Below are 20052 nucleotides of genomic sequence, written 5' to 3'. Positions count from 1 at the left end.
ATGGATCAGGCAGAGAGCTTAAGGCGAAAAGTCAAAGAGAGGAGATCATCCAGGCTATTGACCATTACCAGTGGGAAAGGCGGAGTTGGCAAATCAAATATCGCAGTAAACCTGGCCATATTTCTTTCCAGAATGGGCTACCGGACAGTCATCGTCGATGCGGATTTAGGCTTAGGAAATGTAGACGTCATCATGGGTTTAAACCCTAGATATAACCTGTCGGATGTTATAAGGGGGGAAAAAAGTATACTTGATATTATGGTAGATGGACCCGGAAACGTCAAAGTAGTTCCGGCCGGAAGTGGTATTGAAGAGCTGGCGGATATAAAAAAAGAACAGCTGGATTTTTTGATACAAAATTTTTTGCTATTGGATTATTGTGCAGACTATGTCATTGTAGATACTGGTGCAGGAATATCTGAAATGGTAAGAAAATTTGTATGTGCTGCTGATGAACCTATACTGGTTGTTACTCCCGAGCCAACATCTATAACGGATGGATATGCACTGATAAAATCCATCAGAGGAATAAATGGGAACAAGGTATTCAGTTTCATAGTGAATAGAGTTGAATCTCCCAGAGAAGGACAGCAGATAGCAGAAAAGTTATCGGGTGTAGTTGAAAGGTTTCTATCTATGGACATTAAAAACCTAGGGTATATATTAGATGATAAAAGTGTGGTCAAATCAATTAAAGCTCAAGAACCACTTGCTATAGGGTTTCCCAAGAGCAATGCAGCCAGGTGTATCTATGATATAGCACTAAAGGTAGCTAATATAACTGAAAGCAAGAGTGGAGGGATAAAGAGGTTGTTGAGCTTTTTCCGGAAGGAGGAAAGGGTTTGGATTTAACCGTTGGAGAGAGATTGGAGATTTCATTTGAAGGAAATACGTATATATCCCAGGTGCAGGATGTTTATGACGATGGCAGGTATATAATATCCGTTCCTATTTCTAGAGGGTATACTGTTTTTATACCTCTAGGTGAAAGACTTAAAGTGAGATTTTTCAGACCTAATGGGATTTATGAATTTGAAGCCGTGCTGGATTCTAGAGAAAAAAAAGAAAATGTCGAGGGGCTTGCAATAAGAAAGAGCGGCAGTATAATCAGGATACAGCGGAGAGCGTACTATAGGTTTCAAACGGTGATGGATATCAAATATAAGAAAAATGATGATGAAGACTATCGCTATGGAATCATAAAAGATATAAGCGGTGGAGGAATGAGGGTGGTCGTAGATACAGCATTAGAGCCAGATGATATTATCGATATCTTGCTTCCACTGGGCAAGGATGAACTGAACCTGAAAGGAAAAGTAATAAGGTCTAATAAGCTTGATAATGGTATTGAGTTGGGTATTTGCTTTATAAATATTGACAAATGGGATAGAGAAAAAATAATCAAATTTATATTTGAAAATCAGAGAAAAAGAATCACGAAAGGGTGAGAACTGTGGATATGAAGTATTTGCAGGTCTTTGTAGATGAAGGGGAAGAACATATTGAGAGGCTCAATGAAGGCATAATGAGCTTAGAATCCAGTCAATCACCTGACATCATAAATGAGATATTCAGATCTGCTCATACATTAAAAGGAATGGCTGCATCTATGGGATTCAACAGATTGGCAGATCTGACCCATGGTATGGAAGACCTTTTGCAGGCTATAAAGAATGGTCATATATCTGCAGATAGTCATGTCATAGACATGCTCTTTAATTGCCTCGATGCTATCGAAAGGTTTATGGACAATATAAAGCAAACAGCGCAAGAAGGTGACATTGATGTAGCCCCATTGTTAAAGGAATTAAAGCGCTATACAGGGGATGATGCTCCTCAGAATGGTCAAATGGCGAAAAGGCAGGATATAACGTCCAACGAAGACTATGAAAGGGACGTCGTGGAGGCTGCACTAAAACAGGGATATAATGTTTATAGAATAAATGTAAGTATATCTAAAGAAAGTCAGTTGAAAGCTGCCAGGGCTTTTGTGCTGTTTAATGTGTTGCAAGGTATGGGCGATATAATTAATTCAGAGCCGGGTGTTGAAGAAATAGAGAAGGGGAATATGGGTGATCAGCTTTTGCTCGATATTATAACAAAAGCTGATGAATTGCAGTTGAAACAGGCCATAGAAAATATTTCTGAAATCGAGGGTGTGGATATAGCACCACTGAAATATGTCAACAGCTCTAAAGCAGGCGAAGAAGATGCTAATAAAAGAAATAACAATACCACAATAAAGCTTAGTAAGTCTATAAGGGTTGATATAGGCAAGCTGGATGCGCTTATGAATATGGTTGGAGAGTTTTTGATTACCAAGTCGAGGTTAAGGACGTATTTGAAAGATATAACAGAAGAGACTGCCATGACATTAGATTATCTTGATAGAATAACGTCGGATATGCACGATATGGTGATGAGCCTCCGTGTAGAGCCAATAGAGAGGGTTTTTAATAGATTTCCACGCATGGTAAGGGATTTATCCAGGACATTAAATAAAAAAATTGAATTTACGATGGAAGGCCAGGAAACTGAAGTGGATATGACCATTATTGATGAACTCTCGGATCCGCTTGTGCACCTTATAAGAAACTCAATAGACCACGGTATAGAGCAACCCGATGAGCGCTTGAGGGCAGGAAAGCCTGAGGTGGGTACAGTATCTCTTAAAGCCTACCATGACGGCAATAAAGTCATAATCCAGGTATCCGATGACGGACGAGGTATAGACATGGATAAAGTGGTGCAAAAGGCCATAAGCCGTGGACTTGTAGAAGCTTCAGAAGTAGAAAGCCTGACAAAAAGTCAGATCATTGACTTTTTGTTTATGCCTGGTTTCAGCACATCTGACCAGGTCACAGAGATATCTGGAAGGGGCGTTGGCCTGGATGTAGTGAAAAGCAAAGTAGAAGAATTAGGGGGGAACATAGAGGTTATAACAGAAAAAGGGAAAGGCACGACATTCTTGTTGAGCTTTCCACTCACCCTTTCAATGATAGATGCACTTCTGGTAAAAGTTGCTGGCGAGATCTATGCGGTACCCCTCAGTACAATTATCGAAATTGTGGAAGTAAAGCGAGAAGAGGTTAAGAAGGTAAGAAACAGAGATTCATTTATATACAAAGGAAATGTCACGCCATTGATTAAATTGAAGGATTTATTGAAACTAGAAAGCACATCTGATGAGGGAGATTTTCAGGTGTTTGTGGTGAGAAAAGGCGAACGGCTGGTTGGGATTGTCGTTGACCAGGTATTGGGGCAGCAGGAGATCGTAATAAAATCGCCGGGGAAGTATTTGTCTGATTACAAGTTTATATCAGGAGTTACTATCCTGGGTGATGGTGGTATTTCGCTTATTATCGATGTAATACTGTTGCTGTAATAGGGGGTGTATTTGATGAAATATGTAGTTTTTAAAGCATCGGGCGACACATTTGGAGTGGATATTCAGTCGGCCGTTTCTATTGAAAAGATTTTGCCTATTACCAGAGTTCCATTAGCTCCTTCATATCTTCGTGGTATCATCAATTTGAGAGGAGAAATTATTCCTGTTATTGATTTATCCAGGGCGCTAGAACAGTCTACGAGCGAGGAGTCAGCGGGTTTTAAAAATATTGTTATCATAAAAAGAGAGGATTATAAAATAGGTTTACTCATAGATAGCGATGTTTCTATAATTGATATCGATGATAATCTAGTACAAAAAGATGTAAGTAATCTGAGTGAGGTTGATAAGGCCTACATAAGCGGTATCGTAAAATATGAAAACCAGATCATAAACATTTTGAATACCGTCAAATTGACGACACCTGAGAGAGCGGTGATATGATGAAAATTGATGATATAAGCAAATTAAATAGTCTTTATTTAGACGTGCTGAGAGAACTAGGAAATATTGGTACAGGCAATGCGTTGACGGCTCTTTCTTCAATGACGGGAAAAAGGCTGAATATGCGTGCGCCTCTTGTAAAGATATTGAAACTGAGCGATGTGCCTGATTTGCTAGGTGATCCAGAGAAAAAAGTTGTAGGAGTATTTTTTGAGATGTCTGGAGATGTTAAAGCAAACATATTGTTTGTCTTAACCGTAAATTCAGCGAAACAGATAATAAACATGATATTGAATACAGAAGCGGTCAATGAGGAATTTGATGATATGGAGATTTCTGTTATTTCTGAAGTTTCTAATATCCTTGTGGCCAGTTATGTAAATGCCCTTTCCCAATTGATGAATTTGAAATTGGCGATAACTCCTCCTGCGTATTCGATGGATATGGCCGGTGCGATTTTAAGTGTTCCTGCTGTACAATTTGGCGAGATAGGTGATTATGCCTTGTACATAGAGACTGATTTTTTAGAAGATAATGACAGAATAAACGGTTATATTTTCATGATTCCGGATGTGGGTGGCCTCGAAAAGATTATGAGAAATCTCGGGGTAGATTACTGATGAACCGCATCAAAGTAGGAATGGCAGACTATAAGGTGGCCGTGGCTCCTGATATACTTATGACTATAGGTTTGGGATCGTGTGTGGGTATAACCCTTTATGATCCTGTTTTAAAGATCGGAGGAATGGCCCATATCATGCTACCGTGTAGCGCTCACTATAGCAATAACTTCAATAAAGCCAAATTTGCGGATACCGCAATTGAAATACTCTTAAAAGAGCTGATTGAAATGGGAGCAGTGACACGAAGGCTTGTCAGTAAAATTGCTGGTGGCGCGAGGATGTTTGAGATAAGGTCGACGGACGAAAGAATGAAAATAGGGGAAAGAAATGTGGAGGCTGCAACAAAGGTGCTGGAATCAAAAGGGATACCTATAGTGGCAAAAGATGTAGGGGGAACATATGGGAGAACCATTGAACTCAACTTAGAAGATGGATCCCTTTTAGTAAAAACCATCGGTCATGGAGAGAAAATCCTATGACTCTGAGGGGTGATAAAGATGCGGGATGTCGATATCAATAAATTATGGCGCGAATACGAGGCAACACGCAGCGTGGAATTGAGGAATCAGATAGTTCTTTATTATGTGCCGCTGGTAAAATATATAGTAAACCGCATACTTATAAAATATAATAACTGGGAGTATGATGATATATTAAATCAAGGCATACTGGGTCTTATAGACGCCGTGGAAAAGTATGAGAGTTCAAAGGGTGTGAAGTTTGAAACATATGCTACGTACAGGATACGAGGTGAAATACTAGACTATCTAAGAAAAAAGGACTGGTTGCCCAGGTCATTGCGCAAAAAGTATAAAATCCTCCAGGAAATTATCGATAGTTCTTCAGATAAAAGCGATATAGAAATTGCATCAGAAGCAGGGGTGTCTTTAGATGAGTATTATAAATTATTGAATTATGGTAATGCCTGCAATATCCTTTCCCTTGATGAAATGCTTGAAAACGGCGTTATGAATATTTCCCACTCATCGGATACACCGGACAGAATAGCCGAAGACCATGAAATTAGAACTTTGCTGGAAGAATTTATAGATGGACTTCCGGAGAAACAGAAGCTCGTATTATCGCTTTATTATGTTGAAGGGTTGACCTACAAGGAAATAGCAATGGTGCTGGGAGTCACAGAGTCCAGAATATCTCAAATACATTCCCAGGCTATAAAAAAGTTAAAGGAGTTCTTTTATAAGGAAAAACTCGTAAATCAGGTGATATAAATGGATGGCATAAAATTATATATATCTGAAAATAATATGAAAGCGTATATATGTTTGGATAAAGGTGTAAAACCTGATTTTAAAGATATTTATGCCTTTCTTGCAGATAAAAAAATTGTATACGGAATAAAAAGTAATGTTATCAAATCATTGGGGGAGAATCCTGTATACGACCAACAAGTATTAGTAGCTCAAGGGCTTGAGCCTCAGGATGGAATTGACGCCATGATACATTTCAAGAAAACTATAGAAGGCGGGAAACCACAAATACTCGAGAACGGAAATGTGGATTATAAGTCCCTTAATATTGTTAAGAATGTTAAGAAAGGGGATATTATAGCGACGGTTACCGATGCTACCCCTGGTGTCGAGGGTAGGGATATTTTCGGGAACACAGTTAAGCCGAAACCTGGTCAGCCGCTTAAGATGAAATGTGGAAGGAATGTAGTTTTTGAAAATGGTGCCTTTATAGCGACGATAGACGGCCAATTATTTGTTAAAGATAATAAGATAAGCGTATTGCCTGTTTTTGAGGTAAAAAATGTTGACATGTCGGTAGGTAATATAGACTTCGTAGGGAATATTATTGTACATAACGATATATATTCAGGTTTTGAAGTAAGGGCAGAAGGCGATATAGAGGTGGGAGGCAATGTTGAGGACAGTGTAATCCGAAGCGGTGGAGATATTGTCATAGGCAGAGGTGTAAATGGTAAAAGCGGTGCGTATATTGTGGCGGAAGGAAATTTGACTGCGCGCTATCTGGAAAATGTCAGAGTTGAGGTGAATAAGAATATACGTTGTGACACTATAATGCATAGTGATGTCAAATGCAATGGAAACATAATAGTTGATGGAAGACGGGGATTGATTGCAGGCGGAAAAGTTTCTGCTTATGAGTTTGTTGAGGCAAAGGCCGTAGGTTCGCCCATGTCTACTTATACAGAGATAGAAGTAGGTATTAATTTTCGTGAACAAGAAGAATGTGAAGTTATAAAAAGAGATATGAAAAAAGTAGAAGATCAAATAGAAGAGTTGACGAAGGTAAAAAATCACCTTATCAAAAAAACAAATATGACATCTGCAGAAAGAGAAATTTTAAAGCGCACATTGTTGACACTAAAAGTGCTTATAGGGAAATATGATGAGTTAAAAGAGCTGCTGGAAAATGTAATTGTAACAGAGCACGAAAATCCATATATACTGGTGAGAGAAACTCTTTATTCAGGGGTTAAAATAAATATAAAAAGGGAAATTTTATTTATAAAAGATGAGATGAAACATTGTAAGATAATTAATCACAATGGAAACATAAAAATACTTGCCTTGTAGAGAAATTGATGGTATCATAATTAAGGATAAAAATACAGAACACACATAGTCCAATCTGTGCAGTGGTGCCGCTGGTCCTGCGCAGAGGTGCGGATTATGGAGGAATAACCATTGGAGGTGCTTTGATGTCTATTATTTCAATGAAACAGCTGTTAGAAGCAGGTGTGCATTTTGGACACCAGACGAGGCGCTGGAATCCCAAAATGGCAAAGTATATATTTACCGAGAGAAACGGTATATATATCATTGACCTGCAAAAAACCGAAAAGAAAGTAGAGGAAGCCTACGAATTTATAAAAAATGTGGCTGCGGATGGAGGCACTGTTCTTTTCGTTGGTACCAAAAAACAGGCTCAGGACGCGATAAAAGAAGAGGCTGAAAGATGTGGTATGTATTATGTCAACCAGAGATGGCTTGGCGGTATGTTGACAAATTATAAGACGATAAAAACCCGTATTGATTATTTAAAACAGCTTGAGGCGATGGAGGAAGACGGAACATTTGACCTATTGCCAAAAAAAGAGGTCAATGCTCTAAAAAAAGAGAAGGAGAAGCTTGAGAAAAATCTCGGCGGTATAAAGAATATGCCTGGATTACCTACGGCGCTATTTGTGGTTGATCCGCGCAAGGAGCAGATAGCTGTTAAAGAAGCGAGGAGCCTTAATATACCTATTGTTGCTATTGTGGATACCAACTGTGATCCTGATGAGGTGGATTATCCGATCCCTGGTAATGACGACGCCATAAGAGCTATTAAATTGATAGCTCAAAAGATGGCTGATGCGGTGTTAGAAGGAAGACAGGGAGAGCAGATGACGCCTGAATCAGAAGAGCAAGAATGATAAAAATTGGAGGTATTTCAAATGGAGATAACTGCATCAATGGTTAAAGAGTTAAGAGAGCGCACAGGTGCCGGCATGATGGACTGTAAAAAGGCATTGACAGAAGCTAATGGTGACATGGACAAGGCCATTGAAATATTAAGAGAGAAAGGCCTTGCTGCTGCTGCTAAAAAAGCCGGCAGAATCGCTGCGGAAGGTATTATTGATTCGTACATCCATGGTGGCGGAAGGATTGGTGTACTTGTTGAAGTCAATTGCGAGACGGATTTTGTGGCCAGGACAGATGATTTTAAGAATTTTGTACACGATATAGCTATGCAGATAGCGGCAGCCAATCCTCAATATGTGAGCAAAGAAGATGTGCCAGTAGAAGTTGTAGAAAAAGAAAAAGAAATCTATAGAGCTCAGGCGAAAAATGAAGGAAAGCCTGATAAAGTGATAGAAAAGATGGTGGAAGGCCGGCTTGAAAAGTATTATAAAGAAGTTTGCTTATTGGAGCAGCCCTTTATAAGGGATGACAGCAAAACCATAAAGCAGCTCTTAAACGAATTGATAGCAAAGATCGGAGAGAACATAGTTATAAGAAGATTTGTTAGATTCGAATTAGGCGAGGGTATCGAAAAGAAAAAGTGCGATATAGTAGAGGAAGTAGCCCGAGCACTAAATTCGTGAAAAAGGGAACACCATGGTGTTCCCTTTTTCACGAATTTAAAAAGGATTTTTGTCGTTTATATAGAATATAATATACTGTTGAGGAGGGCTAAAATTGAAAAATCCGGTATATAATAGAGTTATACTTAAGATATCCGGGGAGGCATTGGCAGGAGATAAAGGTTTTGGTATAGATTTTGACACCGTAAACCAGATAGCCGATGAGATTGCGGAGGTAAAAAAGCTTAACGTAGACATAGGCGTGGTAGTAGGAGGAGGCAATATATGGAGAGGTAGAAGCGGCATAGGTATGGATAGATCCACTGCTGATCACATGGGTATGCTAGCTACGGTTATAAATGCTTTAGCCTTACAGGACTCTCTGGAAAAGAGAAATATTCCCACGAGAGTCCAGACAGCTATTGAAATGAGGGCTATAGCAGAACCATATATAAGGAGAAGGGCTATAAGGCACCTGGAAAAAGGCAGGGTGGTTATTTTTGCGGCAGGCATCGGGAGTCCTTTCTTTTCCACAGATACTACTGCTGCTCTGAGGGCAGCTGAGATAGATGCAGATGTTATATTGTTGGCAAAAAAGGTTGACGGTGTGTACGATAGCGATCCCAAGCTTAACAGCGATGCAAAAAAGTTTGACAAACTGACGTATAAAGATGTGTTGAATATGAGGCTGGGAGTAATGGATTCGACAGCTACATCATTGTGCATGGATAACAATATACCTATAATCGTATTTGATCTCACCCAGAAGGGAAATATTAAAAGGGCAATTCTAGGAGAAAATATAGGGACAGTGGTAAAGGAGTGATAAAATGTTAAAAGATGTATATTCGAAGGCTGAAAAAGGGATGAAGATAGTGGTGGAGAATTTTAAGAAAGAGCTCACATCTATCAGAACAGGGAGAGCTAATCCAGCTATTCTGGAAAGGGTAAAAGTAGATTACTATGGAACCAGTATGCCTGTCAATCAGCTGGCAACCATTACGGTTCCTGAGGCCAGGGTCTTGCTGGTTCAACCATGGGATGCTTCTGCCCTTAATTTGATTCAAAAGGCCATTCAGACATCGGATCTGGGTGTCAATCCGACCAATGATGGGAAGGTTATAAGGATAGTATTACCGGAATTAACTGAAGAGCGCAGAAAAGAAATGGTAAAGATGACTAATAAAATTGCAGAGAGCAGCAGGGTAGCTATAAGAAACATCCGCAGAGATGCAATGGATGAAGTAAAAAAGATGGAGAAAAATAAAGAAATATCTGAAGACGAGATGAAAAAGGGACAAGATGAAATACAAAAATTAACAGATAAATACATAAAACAGATAGATGAGATAGCTGCCAAAAAAGAAGCAGAAATCATGGAAGTATAAAACAGGTGATGTTGATGGATGAAATGATGGGCATAGATAAAAGCAAATTACCAAAGCACATCGCCATAATAATGGACGGTAATGGGCGATGGGCGCAAAAAAGAGGTATGCCCAGAACTGCGGGTCACAGAGCGGGTATAAAAACAGTAAAAAAAGTTATTGAGTTCTGTTCGCAGCTAGGGATTGAATATTTAACGCTATACGCTTTTTCCACGGAAAACTGGAAGCGCCCAGAAAAAGAAGTAAATGCTCTTTTTAAATTGTTGGTTTATTATTTGAGGCGCGAGATAGACGAGCTGGACGAAAATAATGTTAGATTGAATTTTATTGGCGATATATCATCTTTTGATAAGGACATAAGATCGGAGATAGACAGGGCGAAAACAGCGTTAGCGGATAATGACGGGCTTATCGTCAATCTAGCGTTAAATTACGGCGGGAGAGCTGAGATATTAAATGCCGTAAGGGGTATTGTCAGAGATATGAAAAAATTAAATATAACTGCAGATGAAATAGATGAAGCGTTGTTTTCTAAATACATTTATACTGCGGGGATGCCAGACCCCGATCTTTTAATACGGACGGGAGGAGAATACAGGGTAAGTAACTTTTTACTCTGGCAGATTGCTTATTCAGAACTGTGGTATACAGATGTATTATGGCCGGATTTTTCAGAAAAGGACTTATTGTCGGCAATTGCGAATTACCAGGATAGGAATAGGCGTTTTGGAGGATTATAATGTTAAAACAGAGGATTATAAGCGCTGTTATAGGAATACCTTTATTGATCATCGTTGGAATATACGGTGGGATACCATTGAAGATAGCTATGCTGCTGCTGGCGATTATTGCTTATTGGGAATTTAATAGAGCTAATAATAACGGCGTGGGTTTGAGCTATGTAGATTTAATCGGCTATTTATACATAATTGCTTTTTTTGTATTAGATAAAATAATAGCTTCGAGCATCTTAATATACGTTTATTTTATTATACTTATGGCGATTGCAATACTCAATAAGCAAAGCGCAAACAGTGTTTTTACCAGAGTTGCCGGTTTTATATATACTGTTATTCCATTTTTAATACTCCTGAAGATAAGGGATGTGGATATAAAGTATTTCTGGCTTGTGTTCATAATAGCATTTGCGACAGATACGTTTGCTTACTTTACAGGCAGATTTTTTGGGAGGCGTAAACTTTGTCCTGATGTAAGTCCAAATAAAACTGTTGCGGGCTTTATCGGTGGCACTTTAGGTTGCATCATCGTAGCGTATTTTTATATTTTGCTCTATCTACACAGTAAACATATTTTTTTGCTTATTGCGTTAATCGGATCTATCATATCTCAGTTAGGAGATTTGAGTGCGTCATATATTAAAAGAAATTGCAGGATTAAAGATTTTAGCAACATAATACCAGGTCATGGAGGCATATTGGACAGATTTGACAGCATATTGTATGTAAGTGTGATAATTTACATTTTCGTTGAACGCAATATAACATTTATGTAAAAGAGGTATAGTATGAAGAGAATTTTACTGCTGGGTTCAACAGGTTCTATAGGTACGCAGGCACTGGATGTGATAAGAAAGCATCCCGACCTGTTTAAAGTCGTTGGATTAGCGGCTTATAGTAATGGGGAATTGCTTGCAAGACAGGCCAATGAGTTCAGACCATCAATGATTGCGCTGACAAAAGGGATACATGACTTAAAAGACATGGTAAAATACCCCTGCGAGGTTATAACAGGGGAGGACGCAGCGGTGCGCCTTGTGGAAAGCTGTGATGCAGATATCGTATTAAATGCAATTGTAGGTGTGGCAGGGCTTTTGCCTACCATTTCTACGATAAAAGGTGGCACGACGCTGGCTTTGGCCAATAAAGAGTCAATGGTTACAGCAGGTGAGATAATCGTTAATTTGACAAGAGAAAAAGGTGTAGACATCTTACCGGTGGATAGTGAGCACTCGGCGATTTTTCAGTGCCTTCAAAAAAAGGGTGCACAAAAAGAGATCAGGAAAATCATCCTGACGGCATCGGGTGGCCCATTTAGGGATTATAGTTGCGATATGTTAAAAGATGTTACTGCTGAGCAAGCATTAAAACATCCTACCTGGAGTATGGGAAAGAAAATCACTGTAGATTCAGCAACACTTATGAATAAGGGCTTTGAGGTCATAGAAGCACACTGGTTTTTTGGTGTAAAATATAGAGATATTGAAGTCGTGATACACCCTGAGAGCATCGTACACTCCATGGTAGAATTTGTAGATGGTGCTGTTCTTGCCCAGATGGGGGTGCCGGATATGAGGCTTCCCATTCAATACGCCTTATCCTATCCTGAAAGAATTGAGGGATTGACCGAGCGTCTGAATTTATACGGGCTTTCTTTGACATTTAGAGAACCTGATACAAGAACATTTAGATGTCTGAAATTAGCTTATGATGCAGCAATTGCAGGAGGAACATATCCAGCGGTTTTAAATGCTGCTAACGAAATCTGCGTAGAGCTTTTTTTAAAGGGTATGATAAAATTTCTTGACATCCCGTTGCTCATAGAGAAAGCACTTGATGGTCATAAACCGATTTATAATCCTACTATTGAGGACATAATATATGTAGATTCGCAGACGCGAGATGCGGTAAAGAAGATGGTGGTGAATTAATTGATAATTATTTCAATAATAGTTTTAGGCGTCTTAATAATTTTTCATGAATTCGGACACTTTATAGTAGCTAAACTTTCAAATATTAAAGTGGAAGAGTTTTCTGTAGGTATGGGCCCGAAGTTGTTAGGGTTTAAAAAAGGTGAAACGGTTTATTCCATCAGGTTGTTCCCCATGGGCGGATACTGTAAAATGCTCGGGGAAGATGAATCGTCTGATGATACCAAGGCGTATTCCAATAAGTCAATCCCAGTAAGATTTGCGGTGCTAGCTGCGGGGCCGTTTATGAATTTCCTTCTGGCAGTATTAATATTTGTTATAATGGGATTTATCACTGTAACGCCTATACCGGTAGTTCAATCGGTAATTCCCGATTATCCGGCCGCTGCAGCCGGCATTATGCCTGGAGATGTTATACTAAAAGTGGGTGATTATAACATAAAAACATGGGAGGACCTTCAGGCGGCGGTAAGCAAAAGCGTTAACCGCCCGGTTTTACTGGAGGTTAAAAGAGGAGAAAGATTGCTCTATATAAAACTTACGCCTATATACGATGCAAAGAATAAAAAGCCGATGATAGGTATATCGCCCAAGGGGAAAATAGGTTATAATTACAAAGCTTCTTTGATAACGAATATAAAAAACAGCATAGTTCAGTCAGGCCATATAACCTGGATGATGTTGACATCTTTATTAGGGTTGATAACTGGTAGGGTATCTGTTAACGAATTTATGGGTCCTGTGGGGATAGTCAATGTGGTTGGAGAAGCGGCTAAATCTGGATTTTACAGTTTATTGGGTTTGACGTCCCTTATAAGTCTCAATTTGGCCATAATAAATCTCCTGCCCATACCGGCCCTTGACGGCAGCAGATTGATGTTCTTGATAATTGAAGCAATAAGGCGAAAGCCTATAGACAGAGAAAAAGAAGGTTTGGTCCATTTTATAGGATTTGTATTTCTCATTTTGTTTATGATCTTTATGACGTATAAGGATATACTCAGGTTAAGCAGGTGAGGGTGTTGAGTAAAAAAACCAGAGAGGTTAACATAGGCGGTGTCAGAATAGGAGGCGGGCAGCCTATTGCTGTTCAGTCCATGACCAATACGTATACAGCGGATATAGAAGCTACCTGTAAACAGATTGATAGATTGCAGGAGGCGGGTTGCCACATTGTGCGAGTTGCCGTACCCGATGAAAAATCTGCCGCAGCTATTGCCGAGATAAAAAAGAGGATAAATATACCTTTAGTAGCAGATATACACTTTGATTATAGGCTTGCAATAAAATCTATAGAGAGCGGGGCTGATAAAATAAGGATTAATCCGGGCAATATTGGGTCTGCCGATAGGGTAAAGGCAGTAGTTGATGCAGCAAAGGATCGCGGTATTCCTATACGTATAGGTGTAAATTCTGGTTCCATTGAAAAGGAGTTTTTAGAGAGATACGGCAGGACTCCGAGGGCCCTCGTGGAAAGTGCATTGAAGCATGTGCACCTTCTTGAGAAATTTGGATTTTATGACATTGTGCTTTCTTTAAAGGCTACTGATGTAAATACCACAATAGATGCTTATATGATGATATCGGAGCAGGTTGATTATCCGCTACATATAGGTATAACAGAAGCTGGTACCCCGTGGGCTGGTACAATAAAATCCTCTGTAGGTCTGGGGATTTTGCTATGGCAGGGTATTGGCGATACAATGAGGGTTTCGTTGACAGGGGATCCTGTGGAAGAGGTAAGGGTTGGTCATCAGATACTGAGGGCTCTTGGTCTTGAAAGAAGAGGGGTTGAATTAATATCATGCCCTACCTGTGGCAGATGTAATATAGATCTTATCAGCATTGCCAGCGAAGTAGAGAATAGATTGCAAAACGTGGATAAGGATATAAAAGTGGCTATTATGGGCTGTGCGGTCAATGGGCCGGGGGAAGCCCGCGATGCAGATATAGGTATTGCGGGAGGAAAGGGCTTTGGTGTATTATTTAAAAAAGGGGAGATAGTAAAGAAGGTACGCGAAGAAGATATTGTCGATGAGCTCATGAAGTATATAAATAATCTGTAAGGTGGATGAACATATGGTATCTATAATTATTCCAGCGTATAATGAGGAAAATACGATAGAAAATGTCTTGAAGGTGGTAGTGGAGTCCAATGCTGGTGATGAGGTAATCGTGGTAAGTGACGGTTCTACGGATAAAACAGCGGATATCGCCAGAAGGTATGCGAAAGTCATAGAGCTAGAGAGAAATCTTGGCAAAGGCGGCGCGGTTAAAAAAGGCGTGGAGGCAGCCCGCGGCGATATCATTCTGATGCTTGATGCTGATCTCATCGGTTTAACAAAAGAGCACATATTTGACCTGTTGCGACCGGTATTGGATGGAGAGGCCGATATGACCATAGGGCTTTTCTCTAGTGGCCGTTTTTCCACAGATTTTGCCCAGGTAGTGGCGCCGCAGCTATCAGGGCAAAGGGCTCTCAAGCGGTTTATTATCGAGGATATATCGGCATTGGATGCTACAAAATATGGCATTGAAATAGCGCTGACTAAATACGCTCGGCGCTCCAGGATAAAGGTGAAGAATGTATATTTAAAAAACCTCACCCATGTAATGAAAGAAGAAAAGCTGGGATTTATTCCAGGAGTAAAGGCCAGGATAAAAATGTACTGGGACATCATCAGGTGTATTTCTTCTCCATAGGGGAGGAACAAAAGATGATAAAGGGTGTAAGGTTTAATTTAGCTGATAGGGTGCTGGAAATTGATACAGATGGTTATGAAGACCCTGAGTTGCTAAAAGAAGATATAAAAAAGAGATTTCACTTTGTCAGGGAAATTGTTGTAAAAGCACCCAGGGTGTTATACAGCTCCCTGGATGAGTGTTTGAAATGCCAGTGGGGACAACTTTTAAATAAGCTACTTTATAAGTATCCCATTATGAAGGAGTTTATAAAGGGCGATTATAGGATCGTCGATGATAAGCTCCTCATTACCATCTGTAGTAGATTCGGGCTGGAGTTTGTAAAAAAGAAAGGCATAGATAAGTTCATATCTGCAGTGCTTTACAATTACACTGGAAGCCTTGTTAAAGTAGAATTTGAGTTAAACGAGTCAGAAGTTGTTTTAGATAATCCTGATATATTTGTTGAACTACCGAAAAAAGAGGAGAAAAAAGCGCAGCCCAAACAAACCGATGATATGCTTATTTTAGGTAAACCCATCAAAAATTCGCCAATTCCGATAAATCAAATAAGTGAAGAATACGATGAAGCGGTGATAGCCGGAAATATATTTGATATAGAGGAGCGGCCATTAAAAACCGGTAAGTCCTTATTGACGCTGAAGGTGACTGACTATACCGATTCTCTGTACGTCAAGATGTTTTTGGATGAAAAAAATATGCTGGTTAAAGAGAAGTTAAAAAAAGGCTGCTGGTATAAGTTTAAAGGGTTTATAAGATACGATAATTTTGTTCGAGATACCGTGATGATATGTAATGACGTAGAAATATTTGCATATAAAGAACGGGTGGATAACGCGGCTGAAAAAAGGGTAGAGCTTCACCTCCACACTAGAATGAGCTCCATGGATGGTGTAAATTCTGCCGAAGACCTTATAAAGAGGGCTGCACAGTGGGGCCATAAGGCTATCGCCATAACAGATCACGGTGTTGTGCAGGCGTATCCGGAAGCTGCTGATGCTGCTAAGAAATACGGTATAAAGGTGATTTACGGCATAGAAGCGTATATTTATGACGATGGCATTCCAGTGGTATATGGCTCTACAGATGATAGGACACTGGATTCTGAGTTTGTGGTTTTAGATATCGAGACCACGGGGCTAAATTCCAGAAAGGATTGCATAACAGAGATAGGGGCTGTTAAGATAAGGGGCAAAGAGATCGTAGATAGATTTTCAACTTTTGTCAATCCTGGTGTAAAAATTCCGGATAATATTGTAAAGCTCACAGGTATAACCGATGATATGGTAAAAGATGCTCCTTCGGTAGAGCAGGTGATGAAAGAATTTAAGGCTTTTGTAGGAAAAGCCGTTTTGGTGGCCCACAATGCTGAATTTGATATAACCTTTATAAAAGGCAAAGCGCAGATGTCGGGAATACAATTTGACAATCCTGTACTGGATACGCTGCAGCTGGCAAGGGGTATGTTTCCTGACTTAAAAAATCACAAATTGGATACTGTGGCAGAGTTCCTCAATGTAGATTTAAAAAACCATCATAGGGCGGTGGATGATGCTCAGGCTACAGCGGATATTTTTATAAAGTGTCTTAAGATATTGCAGGATAACGGGATAAGTACTCTAAAAGAGCTCAATGATTATTTTTTGGGTAAAGTAAACAATAAAAACGAAAGCTATCATGCGGTCATATTAGTTAAAAACATGGTAGGCCTGAGGAATCTGTATAAACTGGTTTCTAAGTCGCACCTGGAGCACTATTACAGGAAGCCTCGAATTCCCAAAAGCCTTTTGAATGAATATAGAGAAGGTTTGATCCTTGGGTCTGCCTGTGAAGCAGGAGAGTTATACAGGGGTATCATAAACGGGCTGGACGAGAAAAAACTCATGAGGATAGCCCAATTTTATGATTACCTGGAAATAATGCCTGTGGGCAACAACAAATTCATGGTAAAAAAACAGATAGTGCAAAGCGAAGATAATCTTAGGGAAATTAATAAGAAAATATACGAACTGGGTAAGAAGTTAAAGAAAATCGTCGTGGCAACAGGAGATGTGCATTTTTTAGATCCCCAGGATGAGGTGGCCAGAAGGATCCTGATGTACGGGTCTGGTTTTGACGATGCTGACGATCAAGCGCCCTTGTATTTTAAAACCACAGAGGAGATGCTGGAGGAATTCTCGTACCTTGGACCTGATATAGCGAAAGAGGTGGTAATAGAAAATACAAATAAGATAGCCGACATGGTAGAGGTTATAAAGCCCATACCCGATGAGACTTATACACCTAAGATCCCCGGTGCGGAAGAAGAGCTTTGGGAGATGGTGATGAAGAAAGCCCATCAGATTTATGGCGATCCGCTGCCGGAGATCGTGGAAAAACGGTTAAAGAGAGAGCTGGACTCTATAATAAACCACGGCTATGCGGTTTTGTATATTATAGCTCAGAGGCTTGTAAAAAAGTCTAATGATGACGGGTATCTGGTGGGTTCCAGGGGTTCGGTGGGGTCGTCCCTGGTGGCTACCATGAGCGGAATCACAGAAGTTAATCCATTGCCGCCGCATTATGTGTGTCCTCAGTGCAAGTACTCAGAATTTTTTACTGACGGCAGCGTGGGGTCAGGACCGGACTTGGAAGATAAGAATTGTCCGGTTTGTGGCACATTGTTAAAAAAAGATGGTTTTGATATACCTTTTGAGGTTTTTCTGGGCTTTGATGGAGATAAGGAGCCTGATATCGATCTCAATTTTTCAGGGGAATATCAGCCGATTGCCCATAAGTACACGGAGGAACTCTTTGGGAAAGGCCATGTTTTCAGGGCGGGTACGATTGGAACTCTGGCGGACAAGACAGCGTATGGTTTTGTCAAAAAGTACATCGATGAGCATAACTTAAAGGTACACGCTCCGGAAGTAGACAGATTGGTTCAGGCCTGTACGGGTGTAAAGCGCACTACAGGTCAACACCCTGGAGGGCTTATGGTAGTGCCTAAAGACAATGAGATTTACGAGTTTACACCTATCCAGCACCCTGCTGATGACAGCAGCTCGTCGGTTATTACCACCCATTTTGATTACCATTCATTGAGTGGGAGATTGCTGAAGCTGGATATATTGGGCCATGATGATCCCACTGTCATCAGGATGTTAGAGGATTTAACTGGTGTCGATGCGCGTTCCATTCCTTTAGACGATAAAGACACTATGAGGTTATTTACCTCTACAGAACCACTGGGGATAAAGCCAGAAGATATAGACTGCGAGGTAGGCACGCTGGCGTTGCCTGAGTTTGGCACGAAGTTTGTAAGGCAGATGCTTGTGGATACACAGCCCACTACTTTTGCTGAATTGATAAGGATAAGTGGACTGTCCCATGGCACCGATGTGTGGCTCAATAACGCTCAGGATTTGATAAGAGATGGAATAGCCACCTTGAAGGAGGTTATATGTACCAGAGACGACATTATGCTTTACCTTCTGCAAAAAGGAGTGGAACCCAAGCTGTCATTTAAGATCATGGAGAATGTCAGAAAGGGCAAGGGGTTGACCGATGAGGACATAGCAGCCATGAAAGCAAAAGATGTCCCCGATTGGTTTATTCAGTCTTGCCAGAAAATAAAGTATATGTTCCCCAAAGCCCATGCGGCAGCCTATGTCATGATGGCGTTCAGGATTGCTTATTTTAAAGTACACTATCCTAAGGAATTTTACGCTACGTATTTCACTGTGAGAGCAGACGATTTTGATGCAGATATTGTTGTAAAAGGAGAAGAGGAGATAAGGCGGGTTATAAGCCAGTTGAACAATAAAGGGAATGAGATGACGCCGAAAGAGAAGAATATGCTTACCATATTGGAAGTAGCGCTGGAGATGTATATGAGGGGGATAAAGCTCTATCCTGTGGATATATATGAATCCGATGCTGTAAAATTCATAGTAAAAGAAGATGGGCTTTTAGCACCGTTAAACTCACTGGCTGGCTTAGGATTAGCCGCTGCGCAAAACATCGTCAAAGCTCGAAGCGAGGGCAGATTTGTTTCGATAGAAGATTTACGCGAAAGAGCGAAATTGAGCAGAAATGTCATAGAGATATTGATGAAGCACGGTTGTTTAAAAGGCATGCCAGAAACCAGTCAACTGTCGTTGTTTGATAATATTTACAAATAGGTTGCTTCTGAAAAAATTCAACGGCATCGGCAAGTGACTTTGATGGGATGCGCTACGCCAATCTTTCACAAGGTCACTTGCCTCAGAATATTTTTTTCTCATATTTGCATTATTATAGAATACTTTTAGTGTGACAATATCATAGAATGGCAACAGGATTTGGCAGTAAACTATTGACATAAATATATTATTATGATAGACTAAAAGGTAATAAACATTAAACGTGTCAACATCCAAGCATTTTTACATCATCAGAGGTTGACGATAATTTTATACCATAAGAGGGTATCAAAAGCCCTCATATATAAGCGTTTTTTACTGGGGGTTTCAATCGGACCATTGTGGAATTGAAATGTAGCCACTTTTCTTTTTCTATCAGTTCAGGTTGTGGTTTCAATCGGACCATTGTGGAATTGAAATGAATGATCTGTTTGTAGTGCTTGGTTGGCCCTCTCAAGTTTCAATCGGACCATTGTGGAATTGAAATAAGAATCTCAAATGACAGAACAAGAGAAGCTACAGGCGTTTCAATCGGACCATTGTGGAATTGAAATTTGCGAAACTACACATAACCTTGCCATGCCATTACTGTTTCAATCGGACCATTGTGGAATTGAA

19 protein-coding genes are annotated in these 20052 nt (G+C 40.0%); all 19 read left to right on the top strand.

Translation table 11 applies throughout. From position 1 onward, the window contains the following. On the top strand, nucleotides 1–852 hold the full coding sequence (locus tag BUB87_RS05095; protein ID WP_143156617.1) for a MinD/ParA family protein: 852 nt from the start codon (nucleotides 1–3) through the stop codon (nucleotides 850–852). Beyond that, complete coding sequence (locus tag BUB87_RS05090) at nucleotides 843–1448, top strand: flagellar brake protein (RefSeq protein WP_073342322.1); 606 nt, start codon at nucleotides 843–845, stop codon at nucleotides 1446–1448. The genes BUB87_RS05095 and BUB87_RS05090 overlap by 10 nt, the downstream gene beginning before the upstream one ends. A gap of 11 nt (nucleotides 1449–1459) precedes the next feature. Continuing rightward, entirely contained in the window at nucleotides 1460–3385 is a 1926-nt protein-coding gene (locus BUB87_RS05085) for a chemotaxis protein CheA (protein WP_073342436.1), read from the top strand. Between the two features lie 15 nt (nucleotides 3386–3400). After that, on the top strand, nucleotides 3401–3832 hold the full coding sequence (locus BUB87_RS05080; protein WP_073342321.1) for a chemotaxis protein CheW: 432 nt from the start codon (nucleotides 3401–3403) through the stop codon (nucleotides 3830–3832). Then, complete coding sequence (locus BUB87_RS05075; RefSeq protein WP_234945962.1) at nucleotides 3829–4452, top strand: chemotaxis protein CheC; 624 nt, start codon at nucleotides 3829–3831, stop codon at nucleotides 4450–4452. The genes BUB87_RS05080 and BUB87_RS05075 overlap by 4 nt, the downstream gene beginning before the upstream one ends. Continuing rightward, nucleotides 4449–4934, top strand: a complete 486-nt coding sequence (locus BUB87_RS05070; RefSeq protein WP_073342319.1) for a chemotaxis protein CheD — start codon at nucleotides 4449–4451, stop codon at nucleotides 4932–4934. Before BUB87_RS05075 ends, BUB87_RS05070 begins: the two co-directional genes overlap by 4 nt. Nucleotides 4935–4952: 18 nt before the next feature. Then, a complete protein-coding gene (locus tag BUB87_RS05065; protein ID WP_073342317.1) occupies nucleotides 4953–5687 on the top strand; it encodes a sigma-70 family RNA polymerase sigma factor in 735 nt (244 codons plus the stop codon). Then, on the top strand, nucleotides 5688–7019 hold the full coding sequence (locus BUB87_RS05060) for a DUF342 domain-containing protein (RefSeq protein ID WP_073342315.1): 1332 nt from the start codon (nucleotides 5688–5690) through the stop codon (nucleotides 7017–7019). Nucleotides 7020–7144: 125 nt separating this feature from the next. Further along, a complete protein-coding gene (gene rpsB / locus BUB87_RS05055) occupies nucleotides 7145–7861 on the top strand; it encodes a 30S ribosomal protein S2 (RefSeq protein WP_073342314.1) in 717 nt (238 codons plus the stop codon). Between the two features lie 21 nt (nucleotides 7862–7882). Further along, entirely contained in the window at nucleotides 7883–8533 is a 651-nt protein-coding gene (tsf, locus tag BUB87_RS05050; RefSeq protein ID WP_073342312.1) for a translation elongation factor Ts, read from the top strand. Between the two features lie 94 nt (nucleotides 8534–8627). Continuing rightward, nucleotides 8628–9338: a UMP kinase gene (pyrH, locus tag BUB87_RS05045; RefSeq protein ID WP_073342310.1), complete on the top strand. Its 711-nt coding sequence runs from the start codon at nucleotides 8628–8630 to the stop codon at nucleotides 9336–9338. 40 nt (nucleotides 9339–9378) lie between these two features. Further along, nucleotides 9379–9900, top strand: coding sequence for a ribosome recycling factor (frr, locus tag BUB87_RS05040; RefSeq protein ID WP_456059094.1), 522 nt, complete (start codon nucleotides 9379–9381; stop codon nucleotides 9898–9900). Between the two features lie 14 nt (nucleotides 9901–9914). After that, complete coding sequence (locus tag BUB87_RS05035; protein ID WP_234945961.1) at nucleotides 9915–10640, top strand: isoprenyl transferase; 726 nt, start codon at nucleotides 9915–9917, stop codon at nucleotides 10638–10640. After that, nucleotides 10640–11413 carry a phosphatidate cytidylyltransferase gene (locus BUB87_RS05030; protein WP_073342307.1) on the top strand — a complete coding sequence of 258 codons (774 nt, stop codon included), beginning with the start codon at nucleotides 10640–10642 and terminating at the stop codon, nucleotides 11411–11413. The genes BUB87_RS05035 and BUB87_RS05030 overlap by 1 nt, the downstream gene beginning before the upstream one ends. Nucleotides 11414–11425: 12 nt before the next feature. Beyond that, nucleotides 11426–12568 (top strand): 1-deoxy-D-xylulose-5-phosphate reductoisomerase, encoded by a 1143-nt coding sequence (gene dxr, locus BUB87_RS13995; RefSeq protein WP_084110921.1) that lies wholly within the window; start codon nucleotides 11426–11428, stop codon nucleotides 12566–12568. Further along, nucleotides 12569–13585 (top strand): RIP metalloprotease RseP, encoded by a 1017-nt coding sequence (gene rseP / locus BUB87_RS13990; protein ID WP_084110918.1) that lies wholly within the window; start codon nucleotides 12569–12571, stop codon nucleotides 13583–13585. 5 nt (nucleotides 13586–13590) lie between these two features. Then, a complete protein-coding gene (gene ispG / locus BUB87_RS05020) occupies nucleotides 13591–14634 on the top strand; it encodes a flavodoxin-dependent (E)-4-hydroxy-3-methylbut-2-enyl-diphosphate synthase (RefSeq protein WP_073342427.1) in 1044 nt (347 codons plus the stop codon). Nucleotides 14635–14647: 13 nt separating this feature from the next. Next, nucleotides 14648–15271, top strand: a complete 624-nt coding sequence (locus BUB87_RS05015) for a glycosyltransferase family 2 protein (protein ID WP_073342306.1) — start codon at nucleotides 14648–14650, stop codon at nucleotides 15269–15271. A gap of 14 nt (nucleotides 15272–15285) precedes the next feature. Further along, nucleotides 15286–19434 (top strand): PolC-type DNA polymerase III, encoded by a 4149-nt coding sequence (locus BUB87_RS05010; protein ID WP_073342304.1) that lies wholly within the window; start codon nucleotides 15286–15288, stop codon nucleotides 19432–19434. Nucleotides 19435–20052 lie beyond the last annotated feature (618 nt).

It is taken from the genome of Caldanaerobius fijiensis DSM 17918, assembly GCF_900129075.1.
GTDB classification, from domain to species: Bacteria; Bacillota; Thermoanaerobacteria; order Thermoanaerobacterales; family Caldanaerobiaceae; genus Caldanaerobius; species Caldanaerobius fijiensis.
Note: the sequence above shows the minus strand (reverse complement) of the source record. Positions and strands in the feature narration are given on the sequence as shown.

Bases quoted from the DNA above. Each gene is read 5' to 3' on its own strand.
- BUB87_RS05095 (WP_143156617.1), top strand. From the start codon at position 1: ATGGATCAGGCAGAGAGCTTAAGGCGAAAAGTCAAAGAGAGGAGATCA.
- BUB87_RS05085 (WP_073342436.1), top strand. From the start codon at position 1,460: ATGAAGTATTTGCAGGTCTTTGTAGATGAAGGGGAAGAACATATTGAG.
- BUB87_RS05080 (WP_073342321.1), top strand. From the start codon at position 3,401: ATGAAATATGTAGTTTTTAAAGCATCGGGCGACACATTTGGAGTGGAT.
- BUB87_RS05075 (WP_234945962.1), top strand. From the start codon at position 3,829: ATGATGAAAATTGATGATATAAGCAAATTAAATAGTCTTTATTTAGAC.
- BUB87_RS05065 (WP_073342317.1), top strand. From the start codon at position 4,953: ATGCGGGATGTCGATATCAATAAATTATGGCGCGAATACGAGGCAACA.
- BUB87_RS05060 (WP_073342315.1), top strand. From the start codon at position 5,688: ATGGATGGCATAAAATTATATATATCTGAAAATAATATGAAAGCGTAT.
- rpsB (WP_073342314.1), top strand. From the start codon at position 7,145: ATGTCTATTATTTCAATGAAACAGCTGTTAGAAGCAGGTGTGCATTTT.
- tsf (WP_073342312.1), top strand. From the start codon at position 7,883: ATGGAGATAACTGCATCAATGGTTAAAGAGTTAAGAGAGCGCACAGGT.
- frr (WP_456059094.1), top strand. From the start codon at position 9,379: ATGAAGATAGTGGTGGAGAATTTTAAGAAAGAGCTCACATCTATCAGA.
- BUB87_RS05035 (WP_234945961.1), top strand. From the start codon at position 9,915: ATGGATGAAATGATGGGCATAGATAAAAGCAAATTACCAAAGCACATC.
- BUB87_RS05030 (WP_073342307.1), top strand. From the start codon at position 10,640: ATGTTAAAACAGAGGATTATAAGCGCTGTTATAGGAATACCTTTATTG.
- dxr (WP_084110921.1), top strand. From the start codon at position 11,426: ATGAAGAGAATTTTACTGCTGGGTTCAACAGGTTCTATAGGTACGCAG.
- BUB87_RS05015 (WP_073342306.1), top strand. From the start codon at position 14,648: ATGGTATCTATAATTATTCCAGCGTATAATGAGGAAAATACGATAGAA.
- BUB87_RS05010 (WP_073342304.1), top strand. From the start codon at position 15,286: ATGATAAAGGGTGTAAGGTTTAATTTAGCTGATAGGGTGCTGGAAATT.